Below are 12,937 nucleotides of genomic sequence, written 5' to 3'. Positions count from 1 at the left end.
ATATAAATAAATTTATTAATTTATTTTTATAAATTTTATGGAGGGCTAAGATGAATATTATTAGTGCATCCGTCAAAGGTTTTAAAGAACTGGAAATAATAATTGACAATTCTACTGGAATTAACTTATCAAAGTTCAGTATAAAAAATAGAGCTGAATTTTTAGATATAAAAACACGCTATATTGATAATAATACTATAACCATAATATTATTAGAAGAAATAGATATAAAAAGTGAATGTTTTTTAATCTATGACAACATCACTAAGGGTTGCAGCTATTTTAAGTTATTCTCCTCAGAAGAATTTAATGGACGATTTTTTACATTAGAGGAACTTGGTCTTATATATAAAAAAAACTTTTCAGATTTTAGAGTATGGTCACCAGTTGCAACCTCAATAAATTTGTTAATTTACAAAAATGGAGATCCTTCTATAGATGAAACTCCAAGAGAATTCCCTATGATAGAAAGTAAAGGACTTTGGTCTGTAACTGTAAATGAAGACTTAAAAAACTGTTTTTATACTTACAGAGTAAATGTATACGGAAATATCAATGAAACTGTCGATCCCTATGCAAAATTAGTAGGCATTAATGGTTATAGAGGCTATATAATGGATATTAAAGAAACAGACCCACAGGATTTTGAAAAAGATATTTCTCCAGATAATTTATCTAATTATACTGATGCAATTGTATATGAAATTAATATTAGGGATATAAGTATAAATCCTAACAGCGGTATTCCAAATAAAGGTAAATTTTTAGGTCTTGCTGAAGAAAATTGCAAAACCTTAAATAATCAGCCTACAGGTATAGATTATTTAAAATCTCTTGGTATAACTCATATACAAATAATGCCTATATTTGACTTTTCCTATATTAGTATAGATGAAACTAATCCTATTGGATACAACTGGGGATATGATCCAGAAAATTATAATGTGCCGGAAGGTCTTTATTCTACAGATCCATATGACTCAGTGTGCAGAATTAAAGAATTAAAAAAAATGATTTATTCTATTCATAAAAATGGAATATCCATTAATATGGACATAGTATATAATCATATATTCGACTACAAAAATAATTGTTTTCAAAAAATATTTCCCGGCTATTATTTTAGATATAATGATGATAACACCCTTTCTGATGGAAGCGGCTGCGGCAATGATACTGCTTCTGAAAATCTGATGATGAAAAAATTTATAATTGATTCAGTATTATACTGGTGCAGTGAATACCATATAGATGGCTTTAGAATAGATCTCATGGGTATACATGATACTGATACAATAAATATTCTTCGTCACAAATTAGATACCTTCAAAAGAAAGATAATGCTCTATGGGGAAGGTTGGAATCTGAAAACAGCATTGGATAGCAGTAAAAGAGCAGCTATATCCAACGCTCTGCATCTTCCACAAATAGGATTTTTCAACGATATAATAAGAGATACTTTAAAAGGAAGTACTTTTGATAAAAATGCTAAAGGCTTTATCAGTGGAGAAAAAAATCTAGAAAATTCTATACGTTTGTGTGTTACAGGATGCACAAAATACTCTGAAACTTTAAATGGAATTTTCTATTCTCCCGTTCAATCAATAAATTACGTATCTTGCCATGACAATAATACACTTTGGGATAAACTGCAATTTACCAATAGAAATGAATCCGATGAAATAAGAGCATATAGGGTAAAATTAGCTTTAGGAATTATTCTTACCAGTCAAGGAATTCCCTTTATACACTCTGGCTGTGAGTTTTTAAGAACAAAAGAAGGCATTGAAAACAGCTACAATTCACCGGATTATATAAATTGGATTGATTGGAACAGAAGAGATAAATATATGTATATGGTAAATTATATTAAAAATCTAATAATCTTAAGAAAAAATCACCCAGCTTTTAGGATGACTTCTTTGACAGATATAAAAAATAATTTAGAATTTTTAGAGGATCTACCTAAAAATACAGTGGCTTTTATTCTAAAGAATAATGCAAATAATGATACATGGAAAAATATCTTAGTAATATATAATGCAAATAATGATTCTGCTGAAATAAAATTACCAAAATATAGCTACTGGAACCTAGTAGTAGATAGGCATACTATCAATGAAAAAACCATTCATACCTATAATATAAATGATTCTTATCATATTGACGGTATAAGTATAAATATACTTTACAATAATTTGTAATGAATTCATAGTTTTATAGTTATTAAAATAATTAATTCAGATTTATTAATAGCTGTTTAAGTTTACTTAATAAAAGCCTTCAAGGTCTTACTTTTTCGCAATTATCATTAATATTATTTACCTTCAAATTATAATATTCTTATACCCTTAAGACCTTGTGGCTATTCACCTTTTTGGGAATTTATAATCTTTATAAGACTATTATATAATCTCTCATCATCTTCAATATTTCTTTTCTTATGATTTAAAGTCCTCCCTCCTCCTCTCCTTATTTTCTGCCCCAAATGCCTTTCAAATAAAAGTCTTTCAATATTATCATTGCTGTATATTCTTCCTTTAGGACTTATAGCATAGGCACCTTTACCAAGCACCATTGCTGCCACCCCAAAATCCTGAGTTATAACTATATCCTCTTTTTTAGCTTCATTTACAATTTTCATGTCTACACTTTGAAAACCACTGTCTACATAAATAATTTTACTATAATTACTTTTTAAAATATGATTTATATCACAATACATAAAAACATCTATATAATTTTCTATTGCTGCTTTTTCTATTATATTTCTCCCAGGGCAAGCATCTGCATCTACTATTATTCTCAAATTAAAAAATCCTTTCATATTCATAATTTATTGCAGATATCTGATGTATAATTAAATGTTATAACTTGAAAATAAATTTTAAAGTTTATATATTAAAATTTATTTTCAAAAATTAGATATCTATAATTTGAAATAAGCGTTCTTTATATATAAGCAAAATTTTAAATTATATATATAAATAAATCAAGTCCATGAATTTTTTTCAATTTTTTTATTGATTATATATATAAATTCTACAAATATTATTTTTATATCAATAACAAATTATAGTTTAATACCATAATTTATTAATAAAATATGCAATTCTATTGATAAATTAATTTAATATAACGATTTAAAATATTTTTTTAAAATTTATTGTTAAAAATTTGACAAGTACAAAAGACTGTTATATAATAGAACCATAAGATTAGTACACAAATTAATGATAATTTCTTTAAGTTGATAGGAGGAATATAAAAATGGAAAAAGTTTTGAATGTAAAAAATATTATTGGTGGTCAATTTACCTGTGAGGACGCTATTTTATTAAAGAGTAAAATTTCTAATAACAATGATGCTGTAGTGCTTGATTTTACTGGTATTGATGAGGTGCCTACAACTTTTTTCTACAATCTATTTTCTGATTTATTATACACTGAAGATAGGAATAAATCCTTTCAACACATTAAAGTTAAAAATTTATCAGATATATACAATTACAATAGAGTTGTTCAAGGAACAGCTATTATGTAATTATTATATATACTTTCCCTTTCCTTATATTACAGCTAAAAGCTGAACCCTTTTAGCTGTATTTATTTTTTTGAATTATCTACTATAATCCAGACAAAATATCTATCAAATAAGATAACTGTTATATATAACTTAATGTTCTCATTATTGGGAAAATCCTAAATAAACATTAAAGTACAAAGAGAAAATAGGAGAAAAGTTTCGTTCTTTTCTCCTATTTTCTCTTCTTTTAAAACTAAATTACAACTTAAAGTTTTCCTTATAATAATTGCAATATTCACTTATAGGACAAATTTCACATTGTGGCTTTCTAGCTTTACATATTTTTCTTCCATGCCATATTAAATAATGATGAGCATTACTCCACATATTTTTAGGAATAACCTTTCTAAGTTCTTGTTCTACTTCAAGAGGATTATCTCCTGATGCAAATCCTATTCTTTTAGATACCCTGAAGACATGAGTATCTACTGCTATAGCAGGTATATTAAAGGCATTTGACATTACTACATTGGCAGTTTTTCTTCCAACCCCGGGTAATTTAGTAAGCTCTTCCATAGTCTTTGGAACCTGACTATTATAATTAAATAATAATTCCCTTGATGTAGCTAAAATATTCTTACTTTTATTTTTATAGAATCCACAGGGTTTAATTATTTCTTGAAGTTCTGTATCTGTTAATTCCACCATTTTTTCTGGAGTATTATATTTACTAAATAATTTTTCAGTTACTATATTAACTCTTACATCTGTACATTGAGCTGATAAAATTGTAGCAATTAGCAGTTCATAAGCACTATTAAAATTTAGTGCACATTTTGCTTCATTATAAACTTTACTTAAAATTTTAAGAGTATTATCAATATCTTTTTTATTCAACTTATTACCACCTCTAGTTTGATAGTGTTAGTTTACACATTTTTTACTTGTATACTCCCCTATATTCTTCTGGTAAAAGTTCTGCAATCTTTCTCATAGCCTCATCAGTAGCCCTTTCTTCATATTCTTTTCTATCTTCTCCTGCATTTCTTTTAACCATTTCAAACGGTTTACCTATTTTTATATACACCTTTGCCTTGTGAAGAGTTTCTCTATTCATATCTGCATCCTTACCTATTGGCAAAAGTTTTTCAGAACCATATATTCCTATGGGAACAAGTCTGGCTTTACTGAGCTTTACAATCAAATTAAGCCCCTTTCTAGCTTTTATCATAGCTCCCACTCGACTTCTTGTTCCTTCAGGAAACATAACTATATTTTCACCACTTTTAATCAATTTTATTATATTAGATATACCTGCTTTATCTGCGGTATTAGGTACTATAGGTGTATTTTTAACAGCTATTGTACCTAAATATGTTAAAGCATCCTTCTGTAATTTTACTCCCGCTACAAAAGTAGGATCCCATTTCTTCATAACTTTCCATAAAACTATTCCATCAGAATTACTGAGATGATTTCCTATAAATAAAAAAGGACCTTCTTCTCCATCTAAATTTTCCATCCCTGATATACTTATATCAGCGTACTTGTCCATAATTCCTGATAGAAATTTAACGGCAAAAATTCTAAGAACACTTGTAGGAAGAAGTTCTAATAGTTTCAATATTTTAGGAGAAATAATCAATCAAACCACACCTTTCAAATCAATAAAAATATATAATTCCAGATTTTAAGCTATAGATTCCATATGAAATAAATTTTATCCCCTGAATAGTTATTATAACTATAGAATACAGAATAAAATTTATTCATAAATTATTACAGCTTACATTTAAAATTGAAAATAAACTAACAAATATGCTAATTATTTTCAGATACTTTATTATATTATAATTTATTAAAATTTAAAAGTCTATTAAAGTATTCTCTTACATAAGGCGAAACTATTTCCAAATTATGCATTTTATTTTCATTCTTCTTCATAATAAAATTTATAAGTGCATTTCTTTGAATTATATTTTTACCTCTCCAGCCACAGGAAGTTATTTTATATTTTTCTCTAAAAATTTTATTATCTATACTTATAAGTTCATATAGATTTACATTATTCATAAATTCCAAAGGTTTAAAATCATCTATTTCTGAGTATTTTACTTCATAATTAAAAGGGCATACCAATTGACAGGTATCACAGCCAAATAGTCTTCCATTAAACTTTTCAAACCACTTATCCTCTATGTCTTTTTTTTGTGTTATATAAGATAAACATATATTAGGATTATTAAAATATTTATTTATAGATTTCGTAGGGCATGCTTTTATACATCTTTCACATTCGCCACATTGATTTTTACAGGGTTCATCTGGCTCTATAGACAAATTTGTTATAATTTCTCCTAAGAATATATAAGATCCATATTTTTTATTGATGAGCATGTTATTTTTACCTATAAATCCTATTCCGCTTTTACAGGCAATATATCTTTCTGGAAGAGCATTACTATCCACAAAATATTTTGCTTTTCCTCCTATTTTTATTATAAATTCACATACCTTTTCAAGATAATTGGACACAACTTTATGATAATCTTTTCCTCTTGTATATAAAGAAAAATACATTTCCTCATCTTTGTGTAAATAAAAGCTATAGGGAAAAGCTATAGATATAATAGTTTTCCCTTCTTCCATATAGTAATTGGGATTTATTCTCTTATTTATATCTTTTTCTTCAAATTCATTTTCCACTCCTTCATTTTTTCTTTTATTAAGATATCTTTCTAGTTCATAAAAATTCTCACATCTACAAAAACCCACTTCTGAAATACCTAATTCTTTGCAGAAATTTATTATATGAGTTTTATTATCCATGTTCTTTTCTCCATTTATTTTAAATATAATAATTAATTTTTATATAAAAAAACTGCTTTCACAAAAGCAGTTTTTACTATAATTATTCATTGCAGGGCTGCATCTTCAGTAAATGCAGCCGACAATAATGACTTTTTAGCTAATTTATCTAAACTTAACCGGGATATACCCCCCCGTTAATTAAAAAATCTATTTATATTATCCATAATTTTATAACTAAATTATACATTTTGTCAATTAATTAAGATAGAGAAGATATTTTAATAATAATTAATGATTTAAAAATAATGACTATAAATAAACTATTTCATATAATCCTTCATATCAATTATATTTTTTTCTCCAATCCTGGGAGGAATTATCCTTGCAGGTACCCCAACTGCTGTGCAATTATCAGGAATATCCGTTAAAACTACTGCATTAGCTCCTATTTTAACATTATCTCCAATCTTTACAGGCCCAAGCACCTTAGCTCCACTGCCTATAAGCACATTATTTCCAACTGTAGGATGTCTCTTACCTTTATGCTTACCAGTTCCGCCTAGAGTAACTCCGTGATATAATACTACATTATCTCCAACTTCTGCGGTTTCACCAATTACAACTCCCATTCCATGATCTATAAAAAGTCCTTTTCCGATTTTTGCACCAGGATGTATTTCTATTCCTGTAAAAAATCTTGCTAATTGTGAAATTAATCTTGCTAAAAAAAACATTTTTGATTTATAAAAGAAATGAGCTATTCTACTCCATAATACAGCGTGTACACAAGGATAAAGTAAAAATACTTCAATCCTATTTCTAGCAGCAGGGTCGTTTTCCATTATTTTGTCTAAATCATATTTTAGTTTATTAAACATTAATTTCTCACCTCAATAAATATATAAAATTTATTTGATTAATAGTTACTATAGTGCTCTATTCTTATAGACACGTTAACAACCACAAGATTTTAGATAATTTATCTAACCTTGGTGGCAAAATAACAACTTCAACAAGAGTAGATTCATTCATATATTTTTTTATATAAAATAAAAAACTCCCCCTCATTATAGAGACGAAGTTGATAGCCGATATCCACTCTAAAAGCTACATATTCAAGCACAGACATGCTCTAAAGCTATAACGGGCTTCCCCGTTGCCTTTTACTATAATTCAAAGACACTATTCCAAAGGGCACTTCTTTTAAATTTCCTTTAAGAACCTTTTCAGCTTCCAGTTCTCTCTCTAAAAATTCTATTTAAAATACTTTCCTTCTTCAACATATTTCCAAGTGTTTGAGTATGTTTTCATATATTATTATATTCTAAAAAAATTTTTTGTCAACTATATTTTAACAAATAATTTTTTAAATTCTATCAATATATCTATTGAATTATTATATATTTTATTAATAGTACAAGCAAGCATATTGATATAAAAAATAATTTTTTAATACACTATCAAAGTAAAAAATATCTATATATGTTTTAATATTAATATGTATAAATATCTTTTGCAGACAATTATAATATATTTAAATATAATTTAAAAAGTTATCTTCAATACATTAATTGTTTTCATGCACTGAAGATAACTTATTCTTAATCTATTATTGTCACAATAAACTAAGTAATATTAATCTGATATATTAACTGCAAAATCTATGTTCTCCGATGATTTTAATTAGTGGTCTGGACCATATCCACGCACTAGTGGCTTTAGCTGGATTGAAATAGTATACTGCACCGCCAGAAGGATCCCAGCCATTTAATGCATCTCTGGCAGCATTAATAGAAGTTTGCTCTAATTCAGCATCAATTTGACCATCTACTGTTGCTGTAAATGCACGAGGCTCGTATATTACTCCAGCTACAGTGGAAGGAAATCTTGAATCTCTCACTCTATTGAGAACTACAGCACCAACAGCCACTTGACCTTCATAAGGTTCTCCCCTTGCTTCACCATTAATAAGTCTTGCTAAAAGCATCAAATCTTCACTATTACTGGAATACTGGGCATTATTAGATTGTGATGGATTATTTATACCCAAAGCTGCTAAAGTGCTATCTCCTGCAACCCCATCTGCTGTCAATCCATTTTTACTTTGAAAATTTTTTACTGCTAAGTAGGTTTGATATCCGAATTTTCCATCTACACTTCCCTTATAATATCCCCAATTTTTTAATTTTGTTTGAATTTGAGTTACCACACTTCCCTTTGATCCATATTTATATGCAATAGCACTAATTGCATTGCTATAAGGTGAAAAGATAATAGAAGTGCCAAAGTATGTAACTAATAATACAGCTATTAAAGTAAATGTTATTTTTTTATTTTTTATAGCATTCATATCAAGACCGTTGTCAAAACATTATAAAACTCTATAAATTTCTTTAAATTACTGTTCAAGGTATTCTAGCTTTGCTTTACATAATTACACTATAAAGGAACAATATAAAGTATCTATAGATATTATTATACGTTTTGAAACAGTTCACCTCCCTTTTTATAATAAGAACTAATTCTATTTTTTACTGAACTATCAAAAAAAATACTTTTATTTTACAGGAAATTTTTTAATTTATATTTATTCTATAAATCAAACATAAAATTATTGCATATTTATATTTATCTTATATTATGTTAATATTATTAATTGATTCATATTAACAAATTAGGAGAAAAATCAATGAAAAAAAACAACAAATTTTTACCTGTATGTAAAAATGATTTAATAGAAAGAAAAATAGATCAGCTTGATTTTATAATAATAACGGGAGATGCTTATGTAGATCATCCTTCTTTTGGCAGTGCAATAATTGGCAGAGTTCTTGAAAGTGAAGGTTTTTCTGTGGGAATAATAGCACAGCCCGATTGGAAGAATACAAAAGATTTTATGAAATTAGGAAAGCCTAAATATGCTTTTTTTATAAACTCTGGAAATATAGATTCTATGGTAAATCACTATACCGCTGCAAAGAAAAAAAGACATGATGACTTTTACTCTCCTGGTGGCAAATCAGGCTATAGACCTGATAGAGCTCTCATAGTATACTGTAATAGAGCTCGTGAAGCCTATAAAGATGTACCCATAGTTATAGGTGGAATTGAAGCAAGCCTTAGAAGATTTGCTCACTATGATTATTGGGACGATAAAGTTAGAAGAAGTATACTTATTGATTCTAATGCTGATTTATTAGCTTATGGTATGGGGGAGAAAATTACAATTCAAATAGCAAATTTGTGTAAATATGGAATGAATATAAAGGACATGGCAGATATAAGGGGTACTGAATATATAACTTCAGATATAAGTAATCTAAGGGACTATGTTGAAACACCTTCCTATGAAGAAGTTTCTTCAAACAAAAATGCTTATGCTGAAGCCTTCAAACTTCAATCTATGGAACAAGATGCCTTTAGAGGTAAGACTATTATTCAAAAACATGGTGACAGATATGTAGTACAAAATCCCCCTCAATATCCTCTGTCAGAAGAAGAGATGGATGTGGTGTATAATCTTCCCTATACAAGAACTTATCATCCATCCTATGAAGATAAAGGCGGTATACCAGCTCTTAAAGAGGTTAAATTTTCAATTACAAGCCATAGAGGCTGTTATGGAGGTTGTTCCTTTTGTGCACTTACCTTTCATCAAGGCAGAACCATTCAGCACAGAAGTCAAAATTCCATTATTGATGAAGCCAAGGCAATGACTGATTTTGATGATTTTAAAGGTTATATTCATGATGTAGGAGGTCCCACAGCTAACTTCAGACATGTATCTTGTAAAGATCAATTGGAAAGAGGAGTATGTAAGACAAAACAGTGTCTTTTCCCAAATCCCTGCAAGAATCTTAAAATAGATCATACTGAATATCTAAGTCTTCTAAGAAAGCTAAGATCACTGCCAAAAATAAAAAAGGTATTTATACGCTCTGGAATAAGATATGACTATCTTATTCACGATAAAAACACAAAATTTTTTGAAGAACTTTGCAAATATCATATAAGTGGTCAATTAAAAGTGGCACCTGAACACATAAGTGATAAAGTACTAAGGAAAATGGGCAAACCCACAAGAGAAGTCTACGATAGCTTTGTAAAAAAATACCATGATATAAATAATCGTCTAGGTACAAAACAATATCTTGTACCATACCTTATGTCAAGTCATCCTGGAAGTGATTTAAAGGCAGCCATAGAATTAGCTTTATATATAAAAAAGATGAACTACATTCCAGAACAGGTACAGGATTTTTACCCTACACCAGGAAGTCTTTCCACCACTATGTACTACACTGGAATAGATCCTTTTACAAATGAAAAAGTATATGTTCCTAAGACCCAACAGGAAAAAAATATGCAAAGAGCACTACTCCAATTTGCTAAACCTGAAAATTATAAAATTGTAAAAGAAGCATTGATAAAAGCTCATAGAGAGGATTTAATAGGCGGCGGCGCTAATTGTCTTATACCAGCTTCTCCAAGAGTAAAATTTAATAGATCATCCTCTAAATCTGAAAACAGGACTTCTAAATCCTCAAGTATTAGATCAAAAAATTCTTTTAATGCTAAACATAAGCACAGTAAAAAATTGAACAAAAATAATTCAAAAAATCATAAGTCCAGAAATAGATGAAGATAATTTAAATAACTGCAGTTAATATACTTTTAGCGAGATATTAACTGCAGTTATTTTCTTATTGCGTTCATATAGGTAATGATTTGACGCAAATATTAACAATATGGTTACTAATTTCTCAGGAAACTCTAAGTAATCTTTAAACCTTTATTAATAAAAGTATTGTATAGTTATACCTGTAGTAAATTTTAATGATAGGAGACAGTAAAATAAATAGAAACCAAAATATTATTGAATACCCTCTATCTATTTATTTGAAGTCCCAAATAGAAATAAGGAGTTGACACCATGAAAAGAATACCTAAAATACAAATATTCAGAGTCTTTATTCAGATTATATTTTTATTTTTACTCCCAGGTCTCTTTGCTTTAACCTTTAGTCAATTAGGTCAAATATATTCAATGATAATTAATGGCAAATTCAATTTTGTTGAAATTTTCCCTAATCTAGCAGGATTTTTAACAATTTTTATTCTGACCCTAATACTAAGTAGATTTTTCTGTGGTTGGATTTGTGCTTTCGGAGCCTTTAATGATTTCATATATATTATAGTGAATAAAGTATTTAAAACAAATTTCAAGATTAATAAAAATATAGATAATATATTAAAATACTTAAAATATGCAGTTTTACTATTTATAATAATTTTCATATGGACAATTGGCAGCAAGTCCTTCGACACTTTTAGTCCTTGGAATGCCTTTGCACAGATAAGCGATCTTCCTCAAGTTATATTAAATTATCCAGTTGGACTCATTATACTGATATTAATAGCTTTAGGTGCTGTATTTATCGAAAGATTTTTCTGTAGGTATCTCTGTCCTTTAGGTGCCATATTTTCAATAATATCCAAGCTTAGTATATTTAAAATAAACAAGCCTTCCGACAAATGCGGTAAATGCAGAGCATGTACAAATAACTGTTCCATGGGAATAGAACTTTATAAGCTGCAAAAAGTTAGGGGTGGAGAATGCATAAATTGTTTAAGATGCATAGAAAAATGTCCTAGAAATAATACTAAGACTACTATCTGTGATGAAAATATCAATCCAGCATTAGCCAGTTCCATTGCCATAGTTGCTTTTACAGGTCTCTACTCTGCCAACAATGTGGCGGGAAAAGTTGTAAGTAGGAATTTACCAGTATCTGTATCCTCTAACACCAGCAGCTCTATGCCAAAAGTAAAATATACAGATGGAACATATAGTGGCACTGGTACTGGATTTAGAGGAGGCTCAACTGAAATTTCAGTTACAGTAAAAAGTGGAAAAATCGCTAATATTGAAACTGTATCCAATGGGGATACACCAGACTATTACGAAAGAGCATATAGTACAATACAAAGCGAAATAATTTCCGCTCAATCTACTGAAGTAGATGTGGTTTCTGGTGCTACCTACAGCAGTAATGGAATTATTTCTGCTGTAAAAAATGCACTGAACAATGCAACAGCAGACAATTCATCACAAAGTAATACTGCTTCATCATCAGATAATAATTCTTCTTTAGACAATACTGCATCATCTGAAAATAGTACTATAACAAATAATGATAAATCCACCAATATTAGTTCAACAACGGGTACTGCCAGCACAGATTCTAATACTGAAAATACTACAACTGCTGAAAGTAAATATAGAGATGGTACTTATACTGGGACTGGCACTGGTTTTAGAGGAGGTACAACCGAGATTTCAGTTATAGTAAAGAATGGTAAAATTACAGATATTAAAACTGTATCCGATGAAGACACGCCAGACTATTATGAGGGAGCTTACAATTCAATACAAAATGAAATCATTTCATCTCAATCTGCCCAGGTAGATGTGGTTTCTGGGGCTACCTACAGCAGTAATGGAATTATTTCTGCCGTTGAAGATGCATTAAGTAAAGCTAAATCATAGTTATTCCCCAAGTAAGCCATACATTTGAAGTTCTAAAATTCAGATGGGATA

10 protein-coding genes are annotated in these 12,937 nt (G+C 28.7%); 4 read left to right on the top strand and 6 right to left on the bottom strand.

Features of this window, described 5'->3' with window-relative positions; genetic code table 11:
- Positions 1–50: 50 nt before the first annotated feature.
- Positions 51–2,204 carry a type I pullulanase gene (gene pulA / locus CLPA_RS06430; RefSeq protein ID WP_003446262.1) on the top strand — a complete coding sequence of 718 codons (2,154 nt, stop codon included), beginning with the start codon at positions 51–53 and terminating at the stop codon, positions 2,202–2,204.
- 161 nt (positions 2,205–2,365) lie between these two features.
- Here pulA and CLPA_RS06425 read toward each other — a convergent pair whose 3' ends face one another.
- Positions 2,366–2,809 carry a YaiI/YqxD family protein gene (locus tag CLPA_RS06425; RefSeq protein WP_003446260.1) on the bottom strand — a complete coding sequence of 148 codons (444 nt, stop codon included), beginning with the start codon at positions 2,807–2,809 and terminating at the stop codon, positions 2,366–2,368.
- 461 nt (positions 2,810–3,270) lie between these two features.
- On the opposite strand from CLPA_RS06425, the gene CLPA_RS06420 reads away from it, so the two are divergent.
- Positions 3,271–3,543, top strand: a complete 273-nt coding sequence (locus CLPA_RS06420) for an STAS-like domain-containing protein (protein ID WP_003446258.1) — start codon at positions 3,271–3,273, stop codon at positions 3,541–3,543.
- 240 nt (positions 3,544–3,783) lie between these two features.
- Here CLPA_RS06420 and nth read toward each other — a convergent pair whose 3' ends face one another.
- The 5 genes from nth to sleB form a co-directional block, all read right to left on the bottom strand.
- Positions 3,784–4,422, bottom strand: coding sequence for an endonuclease III (gene nth / locus CLPA_RS06415; protein WP_003446256.1), 639 nt, complete (start codon positions 4,420–4,422; stop codon positions 3,784–3,786).
- A gap of 43 nt (positions 4,423–4,465) precedes the next feature.
- A complete protein-coding gene (locus CLPA_RS06410; protein WP_003446244.1) occupies positions 4,466–5,170 on the bottom strand; it encodes a lysophospholipid acyltransferase family protein in 705 nt (234 codons plus the stop codon).
- A 203-nt stretch (positions 5,171–5,373) separates the two neighbouring features.
- Complete coding sequence (queG, locus tag CLPA_RS06405; protein WP_003446242.1) at positions 5,374–6,354, bottom strand: tRNA epoxyqueuosine(34) reductase QueG; 981 nt, start codon at positions 6,352–6,354, stop codon at positions 5,374–5,376.
- 302 nt (positions 6,355–6,656) lie between these two features.
- Entirely contained in the window at positions 6,657–7,214 is a 558-nt protein-coding gene (gene epsC, locus CLPA_RS06400; RefSeq protein ID WP_003446241.1) for a serine O-acetyltransferase EpsC, read from the bottom strand.
- 770 nt (positions 7,215–7,984) lie between these two features.
- Positions 7,985–8,686 (bottom strand): spore cortex-lytic enzyme, encoded by a 702-nt coding sequence (gene sleB / locus CLPA_RS06395; RefSeq protein WP_003446240.1) that lies wholly within the window; start codon positions 8,684–8,686, stop codon positions 7,985–7,987.
- Between the two features lie 339 nt (positions 8,687–9,025).
- On the opposite strand from sleB, the gene CLPA_RS06390 reads away from it, so the two are divergent.
- Positions 9,026–10,978: a YgiQ family radical SAM protein gene (locus tag CLPA_RS06390; protein WP_003446238.1), complete on the top strand. Its 1,953-nt coding sequence runs from the start codon at positions 9,026–9,028 to the stop codon at positions 10,976–10,978.
- A gap of 291 nt (positions 10,979–11,269) precedes the next feature.
- A complete protein-coding gene (locus CLPA_RS06385) occupies positions 11,270–12,886 on the top strand; it encodes an FMN-binding protein (RefSeq protein WP_003446236.1) in 1,617 nt (538 codons plus the stop codon).
- The last annotated feature ends 51 nt before the right edge of the window (positions 12,887–12,937 follow it).

It is taken from the genome of Clostridium pasteurianum DSM 525 = ATCC 6013 (assembly GCF_000807255.1).
Classification (GTDB): Bacteria; Bacillota; Clostridia; order Clostridiales; family Clostridiaceae; genus Clostridium_I; species Clostridium_I pasteurianum.
Note: the sequence above shows the minus strand (reverse complement) of the source record. Positions and strands in the feature narration are given on the sequence as shown.